We start from the raw sequence: 16,812 nt of genomic DNA on the forward strand, positions 1-16,812 counted from the left end.
CCCAATGTTTGCGTGGTCCATCCAGGAGGGACGTTTGGGAGCCAATCCAATGTTCGTTTCTCGGCTCGAGTCGCCGTCACGCCTTGACCGCCTCGAGCCGGGCGCGGATTCGGCCGAGGACCTCGTCGAGGTCCCGGTCGATCTCCTCGAGCGAGCGGGGTGGGACGTACTGGTAGAAGTGGCGGGTGAAGGGGATCTCGCACCCTTCCTTCGTCTTGCTCTCATCGATCCACGCGTTCGGCGCGAACGGCTTCACCTCGCGGTCAAAGTATTCGTGAATATCTTCGCTCCATGGCACGTTCTCCGTGTCGCGCAGTGACGAGTCCGCGATCGGCTTGCCCTTCGGGTCGAGGTTGATCTCGCCCCGCTCATCTTCCTCGCCGAGGGCGTCGGTGAGTGCGGTCAGTGCCGCCGCCGGAAGCGCGACCGACGCTGCCTTCAGGCGCTTGTTGAGTTCGGCGGCGAACGTCTTGCGCGCGAACCAGACGCGGGGCACGGCGCCCGACTCGGGGTCGGTCTCGGCTGCCAAGTTCGCGAGGACGCGGCGGAGTGCATCCACTGCCTGCTCGTCGAGTTTCTGCACCTGCCTCAGCTGCATCGTGGCCTCGACGTTTTCGGAAGTGACCGAGTACGCGCGTTGGAGCGGGCGCTCGACGGTGATGGTGCGGTAGTAAAAGGCCTCGCGGTCGAAGATCTTCGACCGGTCGTTCTCTTCGAACGCTGCGTAGAGGCGGGCGATCTCGTCGATGTTCTCCTGCCCGAGTTCGTTGCGCTTCGATCCGAGGCCCTTGCGCATCTTCCGGAACAGCTTGCTGCCGTCGACGAGCTGCACCTTGCCGCGGCGGTCTGGGTATTTATTGGTGGAGAGCACCCACACGTAGGTGGCGATGCCGGTGTTGTAGAACATGTCGGTGGGCAGGGCGATGATGGCGTCGAGGAGATCGCGGTCGAGGATCGACTTGCGGATGTTGCTCTCGCCGGACCCTGCACCGCCGGTGAAGAGCGGGCTGCCGTTGAGGACGATCGCGGCGCGTCCGCCGCCGTCTTCCGCGCGGCGCATCTTGGAGACGAGGTGCTGGAGGAAGAGCATGGAGCCGTCGGAGACGCGGGGGAGGCCTGGGCCGAAGCGGCCGGCGTATCCGCGTTGCTTGTGTTCTTCGGTGACGGCTTTCTGCTGCTTCTTCCAGTCGACGCCGAAGGGTGGGTTGGAGAGGCAGTAGTTGAAGGTGTCGCCGATGTGGCCGTCGTTGATGAGGGTGTCGCCGAAGAATATGGCGTCGACGCTTTGTCCCTTCACCGTCATGTCGGCTTTGCAGATGGCGTAGGACTGCGGGTTGATCTCCTGGCCGGCGAGGGTGAGCGTCGCCGTAGGGTTCATCTCGCGTATGTGGTCTTCGGCGACAGAGAGCATGCCGCCGGTACCAGCCGTCGGATCGTAGATAGAGCGGACGGTGTGCGGGGTGCTGAGAGCGTCGCTGTCGGGCTCGAGGAGGACGTCGACCATGAGCTCGATGACGTCGCGCGGGGTGAAGTGCTCACCGGCGGTCTCGTTGGAGGCTTCCGCGAACTTACGGATGAGCTCCTCGAAGATGTGACCCATCTCCTCGTTGGGCACGGCGGCAGGGGAGAGGTCGACGCCCGCGAAGCGTTGCGTGACGTGGAAAAGGAGATCGGCTTCGTCGAGTTCCGCGATGCGGTCGGTGATCTTGTACTTGTCGAAGATGTCCTTGACGCCGTCGGAGAAGCCGTTGACGTAGTCGAGGAGGTTCGCGGCGAGGTTCTCGGAGTCGCCGAGCGCGGTGGCGAGGTCGAAACGCGAGGCGTTCCAGAACGAGTAAGTGTGGCCGGCTTGGTTCTTCAGGTATGCGGGACGCACCGGGATGCCGGAGCGGTTCGCGATCTCGACCTCGCGCACCACGGCCTTCTTCGTGGGCGAGAGCACCGCGTCGAGGCGACGGAGCACAGTGAACGGCAGGACGATGTCGCCGTACTGGTGCGCCTTGAAGCTGCCCCGCAGCAAGTCCGCGATCTGCCAGATGAAGTTGGCGTGGTTGTTGCTAGCCATGGGCCGGGTGGGGATCCTCTGTGTGGGGTGCATCTGGTACTGAATCGTGTTCAGGGGGTAGCACGCGAGTGCTGCTCCTATATCGATAACTCAGCTCACTGACCGGTAGTGCCTGCCACCGTTTCGAGCGACGCGCGGTCGCGGGGCGCTGGCTCGTATTCGATGCATTCTCGGCGGCCGACCCAGAGTTTTGTGATCTGATCACGTAACTGAAGCCAGCTTAGTTCCTCGAAAGCACGCGTTGACATTATGAGCACTCCAATCGGTCTGGTCAATACTCTGTTGATTAGAGCTACCCGATCGGCAACGGGTCCGTACCTTCGGCGCACCTTTTCTTCCTCGAAGAGGTAGACAAGAACTCCGGATACAGCGGCCTGTGGTGGATTTCCACGCAGTCCAGTGTAGGCACGCCCGACTTGTAGTCCCTGTGTCGCGATCGCCATATTTACCATGTCTTGAGGTAGCCGCATACGCAGGGTCTGCGGCATAGCAATCTTCAGGTTCAGACCCAATTGACCCCATTGTGCCTCGCGGGGCTCGAGAGCAATGTCAAACATGGCTCCGCTCCCAGCTCCAGAGGTCACCTTTACGTCGCGCTCGACATCGAACTTCTGGCTGTATGCCGTGGAAACCGCGTCATTGAAAGAGTCTTCTAAAGACTTGAGGAGCTTGATGCGGTCTTCGCGTCTGAATTCAGGTGCACTGCCAGTGGTGGTTGGTGTCGCTGACGACGGCGAACCTGCATTCGGGGCTGGCGTCGGCGCGTGGCGTTCTAGGGGTGATTCGGCGGTTGCCGATGCGCTGGTGTCTTGCGAAGAATTGAGTTCATCTTCATCGACCTCGCTCTCCCGCTTGGTCTCCGCTTCTTCGGGAGTCAGAGATCGCAGCTGTGCCCGTTGGAATTCAAGATCTGTTTGCGCTTTGTCGTCGAGGCGATTTTGCCCTTTGCGCCATTCGATCAGGGACCAGACGAGAAGCGCGACTCCCGAAAACGCCATGAGAGCGCTGATGTAAGGGATCCTCCGTTGAAAGTCCGAGATCGACGCCTGGCGGTCTAGGAGAGCTTGTGCGGCGGTGGGAGTGAGGGCAGCGATCTCCTCGCTGCTTACGAGAAACGAGCCCATCGACTGATAGAATAGCCATGGGCCAACTACCGCGGCCACCAGCAACAGTGCCGCGATCGAAGCAACGAATTTGTACAGATTTCCGTACTCAAAATTTGGCACCGATCGTCCTTCTTCTCCCAGAAACTACCCAATGCCGGCCCGACATACGCTCCATCCTAAGTGACTTTTGGGGGCTCACGCGTAACGAGTGGCGCCGAGGGGCAAGCTGGAGCAGCGGGGTGATCTGTCAGTGAGCTGCCTAACAAGGACGTACCTCACCGAGCAGTGTGAGTGGTGTCCAGTGCGAATCGTTCGAGCCTGTCTCGATAGGTCGTTCGATCCTTAGTTCTGCGGTCCGTGAGCTTGGCCGACTACAGTTCTCTGGCGTCGCGAGAGCCTGTCGCCTTCTCTGCGGCTCGCCCGAGAAGAAGGCGGCCCCTCAACGCAGACACTCACGCGCAAGCTCGGCGTGCCCGGAATCGTGTTCATGGTGATCGCGGCCGCCGCGCCCATCACCGTGGTCGCCGCGAACTTCCCGATCATCTTCGGCGCTTCCGGCTCCGTCGGGGCGCCGCTCATGGTGCTCGTCGCCACCGCGATCCTGCTGCTGTCCCGGTTGGCTAGGCGTGGATGACGCAGCACGTGCCCGACGCTGAGGCCTGCTTCTCGTCCGTCGACCGCGGTCTCGGGTGACGCTGGGGCTGGGGGCCGCATCCACCGCCCTGCTCTCATACGTGCTGCTCACCTTGTCGATGACCTGCTACCTCGGTGTGGTCGCCTCCGGGTGCGAGCTCACGACGCTTACGGCAGACGGTCGCGACTTTGGCACCGCTCGGTGGTGTCAATGACGGTTCGGTACATACACCGCCTCGGCAGTTGAGCCCAGCTGACTGGCGAAGCGCGGGGCGGACGCGGATGCTCTGCCGACGATTGACCTGCGGCCACCGGGGCCTCCCCGAATGCAACCTTGGGCACAGCGCCGTCAGTTTTAACTTTAGATACTCTAAAGTTAAGAAATTGCGCACGCGCCAAACCGAAGAGAGGTGGCCCAATGTTCTACGTCGATCGCATCTGGGAGCCACAGGACACCTTCGGCGTGAGCCGGAAAGACCGCGTGGGCGGCAGGTACCGCGCATTTGTTCCCGACGAACTCGACCCCGACCTCGCACCCCTCTCCGCAGCCGCTGAACGCGCCGCGCAGGACGCGCTTCAGGCGCTCACTCGCGCAGACGAGCGCGTGGGAACGAACGGTCAATTCCTCAACCACCTGCTCATTCGATCCGAGAGCATCTCCTCATCCTGGATCGAAGGAAACCGCGTCACGCCCAAGCGTCTGGCGATCGCCGAGCTCTTGCGCCAAGGCAAGCCCGTCGCGCTCGACGTTGTCGCCAACGTGCGCGCCACCGAAGACGCGATTGCCGCTCTAGCCGAGCACACGCGGCCCATCCAGGTCGCCGACCTCGAAGCGCTCCAGCACACGATCGAACCGGGCCTCGCCCTCGGCATCCGCACCGAGCAGAATTGGGTGGGCGGCCCGGGCTCCTCACCGCTCCGCGCAGAGTTCATCCCGCCGCCCGAAACAGAAGTGGGTCGCCTCATCGGCAACCTGGCCGACTTCGTGACCGCCACCGAAGGGAATCCCATCGTGCGCGCCGCTATCGCGCACGCGCAGTTCGAGACGATCCACCCCTTCGTCGACGGCAACGGGCGCACCGGCCGTGCCCTCATCCACACCGTCCTCAAGCGTGCAGATGCCCTCCGGAACATCCTCATACCCATCAGCACAGTCTTCGCCGGCGCCAAGAATGCGTACATGGACGGGCTCACCGAGTACCGATCGGGACGCGTCGACGAATGGGTCATCGCGTTCTCTGAGGCTGCGGAGCTGGCGGCCGCCAATGTGGTTCGTCTCGCGGACGACGTGCAGCGACTCGACGGAGAGACCCTCGAGCAGCTCATCGAGTGGCGCACCGAGCAGCAGCTGTCGCCCGCACGTCCCAGACGCGACGCTGTGGCGCTGCGCATCCTCGGTCGGCTGGCAACCGAACCTGTTCTCACTGCCGAGTCTGTTGCGGCAGTTCACGACGTCTCCAACGTCGCCGCCCATAGGGCGCTCACGCAGCTCGGCGACGCCGGAGTGCTCTCCCGCAACACGGACCATAAGGGGCGCGTCGTCTGCTGGAGCGCAGACCGGCATCTGGCACTCGTCGCGCTCACCGACCGCAGCGACCGGGTCGGCGGCGCCGACACCGCCGGACGGACTCCACCACGCGGGCCGGACGCCCCCGATCGCAGTGTCGTCGGAAACCTCAGAGGCGACTGACGCCTCCTATCTTTACTGCATCCGTGCGTCACGGTGCCGGTAGAGCGCGGACTCCAGCACGACTGCTCGGCTCCGCGCATCCGGGGGCTCGCGACCAAACTAAAGTTCAGGGGTACCCGCGCGAGCCCACCCCCTGTCTTCGGCTCGCCCGAGAAGAGGACTCCCCCTTGACGCAAACGCTCACCCGCAAGCTCGGCGTGCCCGGAATCGTGTTCATGGTGATCGCGGCCGCCGCGCCCATCACCGTGGTCGCCGCGAACTTCCCGATCATCTTCGGCGTATCCGGCTCCGTCGGCGCACCCCTCATGGTGCTCGCCGCAACCGCGATCCTCCTGCTCTTCTCGATCGGCTACGCGTGGATGACCCCGCACGTGCCAGACGCGGGTGCCTTCTACTCGTACGTCGACCGCGGACTCGGGCGGCGCCTGGGCCTCGGCACCGCATCCATCGCCCTGCTCTCCTACGTGCTGCTCACTGTCTCGATGACCTGCTACCTCGGCGTGCAGGCCGGCAACCTCTTCGAGCTGTGGACCGGGATGCAGGTGCCCTGGTGGCTCATCTCCGCCCTCATGATCGCGATCGTCGGGTTCCTCGGCTACCGCAACATCGACCTCTCCGCGAAGGTGCTCGGCGTCGTGCTTGTGCTTGAGGTCATTGCGGTCATCGTCATCGACGTGGGTGTGCTCGCCTCCGGGCGTGAGCTCACGACGCTGCCGTTCAGCGTCAGCGAGGCCGTCTCCGGTACGCCCGGCCTCGGCTTGCTGTTCGCGTTCCTCGGTTTCTTCGGGTTCGAAGCAACCGCGGTGTTCCGCAACGAGGCGCGCGACCCCGAGCGTACCGTTCCTCGCGCCACCTACATCGCCGTCATCGCGGTCGGTGCCCTGTACTTCGTGTCGTCGTGGCTCGTCATCGCGGGCCTCGGCGCCGACGACGCGGTCGCCCTCTCGAACGAGGACCCGGCCGGGGTTGTCGTGGGCCTCGCCGGCGACGTGGTCGCACCGATCATGGCCGACATCGTGCAGGTCCTCGTCGTGACGAGCATGTTCGCGTGCATGCTCGCGTTCCACAACATCGTCACCCGCTACCTGTTCACGCTGGGGGAGCGGGACGTGCTGCCCCGCACCCTCGCCGCCGTGCACCCGAAGCACTCGGCGCCGTCGCGCGCATCCCTGTGGGTGACGATCATCACCGCCGTCGTGGTCGTGGTCTCCGCGCTCGCGCAGCTCGACCCGGTGCTGCAGATCTACACCTGGTACTCGGGAGCTGGCGCGGTGGGCGTCATCGTCATGATGACCCTTGCGAGCTTCGCTGTCGTCGCCTTCCGCGCGCGTCTGAAGCGGGATGCAGTCGAAGGGACGGCCTCGTCGTGGGTCACCGTCGCGTCGCTCGCCGGTGGAATCGGGCTTGTCCTCGTGCTGATGATCGCGATCTGGAACTTCCCGTTCCTCGTCGGCGGAGTCGTTGCCGCGATCATCTGGGGAGCGGTGCTGGCCGGGTTCTTCGCGATCGGGACGCTGCTGTCTGCCCGCGTATAAACCCAAGCACCATTCGAGGAGCACGGTTCAACGCAAGACTTGCAGAATGACATCTCCGAAATGGCGGGGATGCGCGAGGATCCGCCGGGTGTTCTGCGCCCGCGCAGTGAGTATGTTGCGCAGTGTGGTCACCTGCCTAGGTTCCCGGTTTCTTATGACATCGGCGAGATTTGTTGGTCGGATGAAATCGAGACACCCGCCTTGCCGGTCTTGTCCAAGATGAACCAATCGTCCGCGAGTGCGAGCACTTGCGTGCCCTTTCGCAGTTCTCTCATCGCAGCTGCACCCGCGCTACCCGCTGAGGCAAAGAGGTACAGTGCTTCCGGAGTCTCAGAGTCAGTCTCAACGGCGCTTCGAAGGCGTATCGATATACGGCCGCTGCTGTTGACGTACGCGCTGTCCTCCACTATGGCTCGCGCGAGCCTCGGCCACCTCGCCTGCCCATCGAATACGGTCGTGATGCTCTCGCGCAACCGGACTAGGTCGGAAGTCGAAGGGCCGTAGCAAAATTCACTCCAGGTGTAGTTCACTCCGTTGTGGCGAACCCAGTATCGCGCCAGCACGCTCTCGTCGCTTCCGGATTTATCGACCAGGGTCGCGATGTCGGTCGCAGCCTCGAGGATTGCTGCGTAGTTCTCATGGAAGGAGCCGTGATCGCTGGGATTGGGCGTGCCACTTCGAGCGGGTGTTTCGGGTCTAGTTCCCCATCTCAAGAGAAGAGTGTCACCTTTGACGCTGATGAATCTACGGTGAGCCGACAGGAGCGCCTGCATGGCAGCGCGAGCGTTCAAGTAGCAGGTTCGTGAATGATCTCGGTCATCCCCGTGCACGAAGGTTGCATTGCGAGTTACTCGTCCTGGTCCATCTTTGGCGAGCGTCGCAACTCGGTGAAACTTGTATCGAACAGTGCAGCCTTCTCCGTTGCAGAACCAGGGTCCTGTCTTGAGTCCATCAGTTCCGGTTATTGCGTTTGCATCGAACACTGAGCCATTAGCGTGACGAGCGAGCAATGGGCCACATCCTGTCAGTCTTGGCTGCTTCTGCGTAGAGGCGGTGCCATAGTTGGATTTCGATTGAGTAGCTGTAATCATACTTCGGTGCGAAGCGCTCTGTACTTGAATTGGTGTTTTATCTCGATGTTCTTGGGGCTCGCCGTCTCTTTTTCGGGCGATTTGCGGTTCTCCCGGCGCCTGCGTAGGGCGTTTCTTGAGGTAGGCCTCGGGTCCGCGTGGCTCATGACCTTCATGTCTCAGGAAAGGCCCACCCACCGTCGCCGCTCTCGAAGGGCCGAGTTCTTCATCGACTCAGTCCAGCGCCCGACATGTGGCAAGTGTGAGGGGCAATTCCTGCCCCGGTTGCCGGGTCGCCCCTCGCATGTCCATGCCTGAGGCGGAGTGCAGTCCGTTTCCGCCTGGTCGAAAGCTCTAAGAGTCGAGGGGGCGGGCCGCAGAGGGGACGCGCGGAAGACCCGGAATGGCTTGTGTAGGCGCGCTGAGCACTCGTAGGTGATTGAAGCCGGGCGCGTGCGAGGGTTCATCGATGGCGGCGAACCGCCTGCCGCCCGCAAACCCCGCCACGGCTAGAGATTCACCGCACCCAGCACGTGCACCTTGATGCCCATATCGGCGAACATCGCGGCCTTGGCAGTCAGCGCCTTGTCGGCGGTGGCCGCGTCCGGGGCGTACGCCAGCTGCACGTGGTTCGCCTTGTGGCGGGCCATGAACTGGTTTCGGGAGATGCCATGCAGCACCACGTGAGCGATCGGCCACTCCGGGTTCGTCGCCTCCTTGCGGCGCTTCGTCTCCTCCACTGGCAGCTCGACGACTGATCCGCGGAAGACATCCGCCTGCAGGATGCCTTCCGCGATGTAAACGCGACTCAGGACGACCTCGCCCGGCTTCGAGCATCCGTTGATCGTCGCCCCACCGGCAGGGAAGAACACGGGGTCCTGACGCCACGCCTCCGCGTTCGACCAGCCACCCAAGTGCGAGCCAGGAACCGAACCGGAGATCTCGTAGACCCACACGAACTGCCCGTCGAAGTCCTCGCCCCAACGCACATCATGCAACGTGTTGTCGGGCAGAAGACCCATCGCACGCCACACCCGGTCGGTGACGAGCGCGTCGACGGCGACGCCCTCGTCCGCTTCGTTGAAGTGCGGGAACGCGCGCCCCTCGTGCAGCACGCGGGCACCGTCACGCGAACGCACCGGCGGCCGGTCGGTCGAGTTCAGCAGCCCCTCCGCCAGGTCAGACGCCGGCACAAGATCCTTCAACCCCTGCTGGTACTGGATGCCCACCGCGTCCAACCCGAAGTCGTCGGCGATACGCAGCGCGGCAATGTACATCTTCAACTGCCACTGCACCTGCTCCCGCGTCAGCTGCGTCGCGTCGTCAGTGCCGAACTGGAAGTGGAGGCCCTGGTCTACGAGCCATGCGAACGCCTCGTCCGCATCCGCGTCGTCGACCTTGAGCATCTCCGCGTACAGCGCCGACTGCGACAGTCGCTCCTTGTAGATGCCCGTCTTGTTGAGCAGCTCGTCATCGATGATCGCGTTGTACATGCCCATGCAACCCTCGTCGAAGACGCCGATGATCGCCTTCTCCGAGGCGAGCTTCGCCGCCAGCGCCTCGCCAACAGCTCGTTCCGCGCTCACCGGCAGGTCACGCTGAGGATGCACGTGCGAGTCGTCGTGCGCGATCACCCCGGACTGGGTCCACGACCGCAGTCCATCCAGGAACCACTCGTCAGCGAAATCGACGGACCACAGCGTCGAGTAGGCGGTGCCCATCTTCGTGAGCGACGCGTTCAGCCCCAGCAGTCCGACGAGTCCCGGCCACTCACCGCTGAAATTCGCGACCGTCAGAATCGGCCCCCGATGGGTGCGCAACCCCGCGAGCACATGATGCGAGTACTGCCAGACCGCTTCGGCGACGATCAGTGGGGCGTCCACCGGGATGTGCTTGAACACGTCGAGTCCCATTCGCTGGCTCGAGATGAACCCGTGGCCGGTCTTCGGGTCGACGTCATTGGCCCGCTGCACGTTCCAGCCGAGGTTCTCCAGCGCGCGAGTCACGCCGTGCTCGAGTTCCAGTTGCGCCGGCCAGCCCGCGATGTTCGCGGACTCGCGCAGGTCGCCAGATGAGATGAGGTATGCGGTCTTCGGGGTCGTAGCTGGGCGGGGGGACAGGGTGGGAAGCGTGTAGGTCACGGGTCTCCGATCAGAGGGGGTGGATGCGGTGCTCAGCTGTGAGCGCCGCGGTGCAGTGCTGCGAGTTCGTGGACGACGGACTTCGAGTCCCCGTAGAGGCGCAGGTAGAGCTCGAAGAGTCCGTCGTAGAAGTCCTTCAGGGCCGGGTTCGGGGTGATCACCTCGGTGGGTGGATTCCAGTCAGAGATGCTGGGCAGGCCGTCTTCGCCCGCCGCACGGGCGAACGCGCGCGCTGCGAGGAACGCGGACCCGTAGCTGGCGCCAATCGTCACTAATGGCACCTCCTGTGGAAGCCCGCAGACATCGGAGACGGTCTGCAGCCACAGCCGTCCTTGCGTTCCACCGCCCACGGCAACGATCCGCTGCAGGGCAGCGCCCGCCTCCCGCATCGTCTCGATGTTGTGGCGAACGCCGAAAGCTGTCGCCTCCAGTGTCGCGCGGTACAGGTCGCCGCGGGTGTGCTCGAGTGTCAGCCCGGCGATGACGCCGCGAGCTTGCGGGTCCTGGATGGGGGTACGCTCGCCCGCGAAGTAGGGGAGCATCAGCAGCCCGTTCGCACCAGGGCTCGAGGGGGCCGCCTCCTCGAGGAGCTGCGGGTACTCGGCGCCCGTGAGGTTCCGCAGCCACCCCGTCAGCGCACCTGAGGTTGCGAGCCCACCGGCGAGATTGCGAGTGCCAGGGACAGTGCCGACGGTGGTCCACATCGACGGTGAGCGGTGCGTCTCGTCCGTCGTGGCGATGAGGAACAGCGTCGTGCCGTACATGACCATCAAGTCGCCGACCTCGAGCGCGCCGACGCTGGCCGCCTCAGCCCAAGCGTCGATCGTGCCGGTGATGACCGGGGTTCCCGGAGCGAGGTGCGTCTCGGCGGCCGCCTCGGCGGTGATGACTCCGGCGACGTCACCTGCCCACGCGAGCCGTGGCCGCTCGAGTGAGCCAGCGTAGCGGTCCCACCACTCCGCGTGCCAGCGCTCGGCCTCGATGTCATAGAGCGGTGACACCTGGCTCGCCGAATGGTGGTCGAGGCAGTACTCACCGGTCAGCTTTCGCACGAGCCATGAGGCAGGCATGAACACACGCCGCGCCTGCGACCAATGCTCCGGTTCCGACTCCGCTATCCAGGCGATCTTCGGGCCGCCCGCCTGTGAGCTGAGCACCGAGCCGCCGACCGCGGTGATGGCCCTTTCTCCGAGCTCTCGCGTCATCCGGGCAACCTGTTTCGAGGCGCGGGTGTCGATGCCGTAGAGGATCGCCGGGCGCACCGGACGGTCGTCGTCGTCGGCGAGGAGCACGCACGGTCCCATGCCGCTGACACCGACAGCGTCGACGACAACGCCGGGGAGGGAGGCGACCAGCTCCCGCGCTATGTCGGAGAACTCCGACCACCAGATGTCGGCGTCCATCTCAACCCACCCGGTGCGGGGTCGGTCGACCTCATGCTCGCGCACCGCCTGCGCGACGATGGTGCCGTCGCTGGCGACGAGCACGCCCTTGCTGCTCGACGTGCCGATGTCGACTCCGAGTGTGTAACCCATGGGCGGTACCTCCAGGTTTCGAAAGATGTGGCAGTGCAATCGATTACAAATTGGTGGGGAAAGAGAGACGGGGTTGGCCGCTGCTCGCGGGTCAGTCGCGAGCTGCGGCGGCCCGTTGGACGGTGTGAGGCAGCACGACCGTCTGAATCGGGCGCTCATCTCCGGCGATCCGCTCGATGAGCACGCGCGCGGCCACGCTGCCCATCTCCTGGGCGGCGAGCCGCACGATCGTCACGGCGCTGGGTGAGATCGTGCTGAACGGCAGCGAGCCGATGACGGCGACGCCGAAGGTCGGCGGGGTCAGTCCTCGTTCGCCGAGCAGCTGAATTGCCCCGACGCCGATCAGGTTGTTGCCTGCGACGACAGCATCCGGTGGCTCCGGCAGATCGAGCAATTCGCTCATCGCGGCGCGGCCGCCGTCGACGTGGAACGTCGAGAACCGGAGGATGTTCTCATCCACGTCCAATGGAGACGCCCCAAGCGCGGCCCGCCAACCCTCAGCCCGTTCGAGCGCGGTGTCGATGTCCGCCGGGCCCGCGATGTGCGCGATGCGCGTGAACCCGGCCGCAAGGAGTTCCTCGGTCGCGGCCGCCCCTGCTGCCCGGTTATCCATCACGACGAGGTCGGCGTCGTGTGCGGTCCGGCGGTCGACGATCACGACGGGTCGGTTCGTGGCGAGCATCTCGTCCAGTCGGGTTGACGCCGAGGCCGGGGCGATGATGACCCCCGCCATCGACTCCCATCCGCTGACTTGCAGATAGCGCGCCTCCTTATCGAGGCGGCCGTCGGAATTGCAGAGCACGACGGAGTAGCCAGCCTCCGACGCGACGTCCTCGACCCCACGGACCATCTCGGTGAAGTAGGGGTTCTGCACGTCGGGGATGATGAGCGCGATCGTCTCGGACTCCCGTCGGCGTAGGTTGCGCGCCACTCGATTCGGCGTGAAGTTCAGTTCCTTCGCGGCGGACCTGACCGCTTCGGCTTTCGGTGCGGAGACGCTTGCTCCGTTGAACACACGCGAGACCGTGGCCGTCGAGACTCCGGCGAGTTTCGCGACGTCATAGATCGTCGACATGTCAGCACAGTAATCGATTTCGCGGGGGTGGCACGGAGACAGCGGACGCGGCGTTCGAGTTCGCCGGGCCGGCCTGCGCACCGAAGAGGTGCGCGTGCGCAGGCCGCCCGACTCCATGTGTTCCGCTCCTCGTCGTTCCGGTTACTCGCTGGTTACTCGCTGCTCGCGGCCTTGCGGTGGCGGAGCAAGAGCGCCGCAGCGCCGAAGAGGACAAGAGCGAGCGCGGAGGCGGCTCCCAGCCAGGGAACCTCGCCGCCGGTCGTCGCGAGCGAGTCGGTCCCGCCGGCTGTCGCGCTGCCAGTCGACGAGGGCGTGGCCGTCGTCACAGGCGCAGCGGTAGCTGACGTGGTGGCCGTCGGTGAGACGGTCGCCTCAACGTCGGTCGGGACGGGGACAACCGGAGCATCCGTGGGTGTCGTCGTCGGAGCCGTGGTCTCCGATGCCGTCGGCGTGGGAGTGACACCCGGGGTCGCACCGAGCTCGAGGTCGGCAAGCGGGATGCGCGAGAACTCGACGTCCTCCTTGTTGGTGCCATAGGAGACGTAGAGCGAGTCGCCCCAGACGAGGCTCTTCTGGTAGCTGTAGCCCGGGTTCTTGGACTTGCCCTCATAGCGCTTCGGCTGCAGGTCGGCCGAGTCGCGGATCACGAAGCCCTGGTCGAAGGTCACACCGTCGGCGCTCAGCACGATGACGAGCGGGTAGCGGGTCTTCGTGCCGGTCAGGCTCCCCGTCAGGTACGCGGTGCCGTCGGGCAGGTTGCCCGCGCTCTGCTTCGTTCGCGAATCAGGCACGTTCGTGACGACGGCCTGAGACCACGTCTCGCCGTTGTCCTCGCTCTTCGAGGCGAGCTTGAACATCGTGCTGCCGCCCTGGTCACGGAAGGTCATGAAGATGGATCCGTCTGCCGCGACGTGCCAGCTTGGCTCCAGCTCGCGCGACATCTCGTTCTCGAGGTAGGGCTGGTTCTCGAACTCACCCTGAGTCCAGCCGCTCACACCGGTGGGGTCATCCGTGTAGTACGGCTTCACGTGGAGGCCGGGCTGCACATGGAATGCGGTCAGCAGGCGGCCGCTCGGCAGGGCTTTGACGTCCTGCTCGATGATGCCGAGCACCGGCTCGCCGGCCTCGTCCGTCACACGCTGTGGCTCCGACCAGGTGACACCGTCGGTGCTGGAGACGTACTCGGTGTACCCGCCGCGAGGTTCGAGCGCTGCCGGCCAGACGTTCAGGTACGCGATGAGCGTCTCTCCGTCCGTCCACCAGCCGCCGTTCGACGTGTACCCGTCGTCGCGGGGTTCGGTGAGGGGGATCGGTGCGGACCACTCGCTGCCGTTGTCGCTCACGCTGTACGTGACGATCGTCTCGGGGGCGTCCTCGTCGAGCGCCGACGACTGCCATTGCGCGTAGAGGCGGTCCTTGAACGGCATGAGCACCGTCCCGTGGTTGAACTTCGCGTCGTCGTCGCCAGGCTCGAAGATGGTCACGGTCTCGGCGTTCTCTGCCTGGGGGAGGCCGAGCGCATTCAGATCCGTGGTGTCGATCAGGCCTTCGGTGACGCCGATCGTGGTCGGTGGCTCGGCGGTGTCCGCGAGGGCTGGGCCCACGGCGATACCTGCGGTGAGCGCGAACGCGCTGAGCAGAGAGCCGCCGATCAAGACAGGGGCGCGGTGCCGGGTTTGGGGGAGCGTCATTGCATCCTTCTTTTCGGTGTGGGGATCGTACTTCTAGTGGAACCGCGCGACTGCGCGGCGGAGGCGTGCGACGGTGACCTCATCCGGTTCCTGGATGGGCATGCGTCGACCACCTACGTTGTGGCCCGCAAGGCGATGCACTGCACGCATCCGGGCTGGAGAGCCGTCAATCGCCGCGACGGCTTCGTCGATGTCGGGTTGGATGCTCGCAATGCGTGCCTCGTCTCTGTCGATCAGCGCGTCTCGCATCCGCACGAACGGGCGGGAGAAGGCGGAGGCCACCCCGGAGATCACACCGTCGGCGCCGGCGGCACCTGCGCGCGCGAAGTCGCCGTCGGATCCCGTGTAGATCCGGAACTCCTCGGGAAGCTCGCTTCGGAACGAGGTGATGAGACCGAGCGCCTCACCGCTCACCTTGACGCCGACTACCCCGGGCAGGGTGCTGAGGCGAAGCAACAGCTCCCGGTCGACGGGGATCCCGGTCCGCGCCTCGAACATGTACACGTAGACGTCGAGCCCGTCGGCCTCGGTGACCACATCGCGGAAGAAGCCGTACACCTCGTCTGGGTGGGCGGGCAGGTAATACGGCGTCAGGACTGCGATCTCCTTGGCGCCCGCCGCGCGCGCGCCGGCGATGAGCTGCGTGACCTCATAACGGCTCGCTGCTCCGACGTGCACGATGACGCGGATATCGGTCAGCACTTCGACCGAGAGTCGCGCGACGGCGTTGCGCTCCTCGATCGAGAGCGCCGGGAACTCTCCCGTCGTGCCGAGTACAAGCGCACCCTGCACGCCGGATGCTGCGACGTAGTCGAGGATGCGTCGGCACCCGGCGAGATCGAGCCCGTCGCTTTCGTCGAAGGCGAGGGGGACTGCGGTGATGATGTCGTGCGAGGACATGGGTCGCTTTCTGCTGAGGGGGTATGGCCGGGCTCCGGACGCGATCGCTGATCGCGTCCGGAGTCTTAGGGTCAACTGGAGTACGCCTGATCCATCGACTGGAGTACGGCGTCGGGGTCGGCCTGGCCGGAGAACAGCTGCTGGGTGCCGATGAACAGCGCCGACTGCGCCTTGGCGTTCGGCCAACCCTGGTCTGGCATCGGTGCGGTCTCGCCCGATTCGATGACATCGGCGGCGCCCTGGAGCACGGGGTCGAGTTCGACATCGGTGTTCGTCACGGCGGGGAGGCCGGGTGCTGTGTCGAACCAGACGCTTGTCGCCTCCGGCGTCGCAAGCCAGTCGACGAACTCCAGCGCGTTTGCCTTGTTGGCTGCTCCCTCGTTGACGGCGAAGGCGACACCGATGCCGCGCGGGATGGCCGTCGTGCCCGAGTCATCGCCGGGGAGGGCGAAGAAGCCGAACTCGGTGCCCTCCGGTGACGCGGATGCGAGCTGCGGGTACGAGGCGAGCACCTGCACGACACCGACCGCTTCGCCGGTAGCCACGAGGTTGTACGAGGCGGTGACGTCGGTGCCGAGGGGGTCCTCGTTGAAGCAGCCGGCCTCATCCATCTCGAGGTACTTATCGAAGGCGGACTTCCAGCCGGAATCCGCGAAGGTGGCGGAGCCGTCTGCGAGGCTCGCATCGAATTCGGGAGTCTCGCCGTAGACCGTGTTCGCGACGAGTGCGTACGGGATGAGCTGCGTCACCCAATCGGTCTGGATGCCCAGTGCGAACGCGACCTTGCCTTGCGCCTTCACATCCGCGCAGTAGTCGAGCAGCTCCGTGTAGGTCGTCGGAGCTTCGAGGCCGAGCTCGCTCAAGGTCGCGGTGTTGTAGATCGCCCCGACGGCGTCGAGCTTCGACGGAAGGCCGTAGGTGCCTCCGTCGATCTGCAGCGTCTCAGCCGTGCCCGGGTCCACGGTGCCCACCCAGTCGCGATCGGAGAGATCCGCGAGGTAGCCGGCGCCCTGCAGGACATCGATGGCGCCGGGGTTTCCGCCACCGGCCCAGACGGTGAAGACGTCAGGAGCAGTTCCGCTGGAGAGCTGCGTTCGCAACGTCGTCTGGTACTGCGAGGTGTCGGCGACCGTGACGTTGACTTCGATTCCGGTCTTCTCCTCGTAGGCGGCGACAACCGCCTCCATGGGAGCTTGGTTATTCGAGGTGGTGGCGATGTTGAGAGCGTCAGTTGGCTCCATCGAACCCTCGGCGGGTGCGGAGTTCGAGCAGCCCGCGAGGACGAGGGCAGCGATGCTGACACCGGCGACAGCGGCGATGTTGCGCATTTTCATGGTTATGGGTCTCCAGAGAAGGCCGAAACGAAATCAG

11 protein-coding genes are annotated in these 16,812 nt (G+C 64.9%); 3 read left to right on the forward strand and 8 right to left on the reverse strand.

The annotated features are described in order from the left end of the window. Window positions 1–76 precede the first annotated feature (76 nt). Together C5C17_RS00090 and C5C17_RS18290 are read right to left on the reverse strand one after the other, a co-directional pair. Window positions 77–2,065 carry a class I SAM-dependent DNA methyltransferase gene (locus tag C5C17_RS00090; protein WP_104251347.1) on the reverse strand — a complete coding sequence of 663 codons (1,989 nt, stop codon included), beginning with the start codon at window positions 2,063–2,065 and terminating at the stop codon, window positions 77–79. A gap of 95 nt (window positions 2,066–2,160) precedes the next feature. Then, window positions 2,161–3,291, reverse strand: a complete 1,131-nt coding sequence (locus C5C17_RS18290; protein ID WP_146079024.1) for a hypothetical protein — start codon at window positions 3,289–3,291, stop codon at window positions 2,161–2,163. 349 nt (window positions 3,292–3,640) lie between these two features. Here C5C17_RS18290 and C5C17_RS18810 point away from each other — a divergent pair, with 349 nt between their 5' ends. The 3 genes from C5C17_RS18810 to C5C17_RS00105 all read left to right on the forward strand — a co-directional run bounded on the left by C5C17_RS18810 (window position 3,641) and on the right by C5C17_RS00105 (window position 7,029). Continuing rightward, window positions 3,641–3,805: a hypothetical protein gene (locus C5C17_RS18810; RefSeq protein ID WP_258065750.1), complete on the forward strand. Its 165-nt coding sequence runs from the start codon at window positions 3,641–3,643 to the stop codon at window positions 3,803–3,805. Between the two features lie 417 nt (window positions 3,806–4,222). Next, on the forward strand, window positions 4,223–5,494 hold the full coding sequence (locus C5C17_RS00100; protein WP_104251348.1) for a Fic family protein: 1,272 nt from the start codon (window positions 4,223–4,225) through the stop codon (window positions 5,492–5,494). A 167-nt stretch (window positions 5,495–5,661) separates the two neighbouring features. Then, the gene (locus C5C17_RS00105; RefSeq protein ID WP_104251349.1) at window positions 5,662–7,029 is read left to right on the forward strand and encodes an APC family permease; all 1,368 of its coding nucleotides are present in this window, start codon (window positions 5,662–5,664) and stop codon (window positions 7,027–7,029) included. Between the two features lie 1,579 nt (window positions 7,030–8,608). On the opposite strand, the gene C5C17_RS00115 is transcribed toward C5C17_RS00105, so the two are convergent. From C5C17_RS00115 to C5C17_RS00140, 6 genes are all read right to left on the reverse strand, one after another. Next, on the reverse strand, window positions 8,609–10,240 hold the full coding sequence (locus C5C17_RS00115) for a fucose isomerase (protein WP_104251351.1): 1,632 nt from the start codon (window positions 10,238–10,240) through the stop codon (window positions 8,609–8,611). A gap of 32 nt (window positions 10,241–10,272) precedes the next feature. Next, window positions 10,273–11,775, reverse strand: a complete 1,503-nt coding sequence (locus tag C5C17_RS00120; RefSeq protein WP_104251352.1) for an FGGY-family carbohydrate kinase — start codon at window positions 11,773–11,775, stop codon at window positions 10,273–10,275. A 91-nt stretch (window positions 11,776–11,866) separates the two neighbouring features. After that, window positions 11,867–12,850 (reverse strand): LacI family DNA-binding transcriptional regulator, encoded by a 984-nt coding sequence (locus C5C17_RS00125; protein ID WP_104251353.1) that lies wholly within the window; start codon window positions 12,848–12,850, stop codon window positions 11,867–11,869. Between the two features lie 152 nt (window positions 12,851–13,002). Beyond that, window positions 13,003–14,541 carry a sialidase family protein gene (locus C5C17_RS00130; RefSeq protein ID WP_104251354.1) on the reverse strand — a complete coding sequence of 513 codons (1,539 nt, stop codon included), beginning with the start codon at window positions 14,539–14,541 and terminating at the stop codon, window positions 13,003–13,005. Between the two features lie 33 nt (window positions 14,542–14,574). Next, on the reverse strand, window positions 14,575–15,441 hold the full coding sequence (locus tag C5C17_RS00135; protein WP_104251355.1) for a dihydrodipicolinate synthase family protein: 867 nt from the start codon (window positions 15,439–15,441) through the stop codon (window positions 14,575–14,577). Between the two features lie 71 nt (window positions 15,442–15,512). After that, complete coding sequence (locus C5C17_RS00140) at window positions 15,513–16,775, reverse strand: ABC transporter substrate-binding protein (RefSeq protein ID WP_104251356.1); 1,263 nt, start codon at window positions 16,773–16,775, stop codon at window positions 15,513–15,515. Between the last annotated feature and the right edge of the window lie 37 nt (window positions 16,776–16,812).

This window comes from Pseudoclavibacter sp. RFBA6, from assembly GCF_002931575.1.
Classification (GTDB): domain Bacteria; phylum Actinomycetota; class Actinomycetes; order Actinomycetales; family Microbacteriaceae; genus Pseudoclavibacter; species Pseudoclavibacter terrae.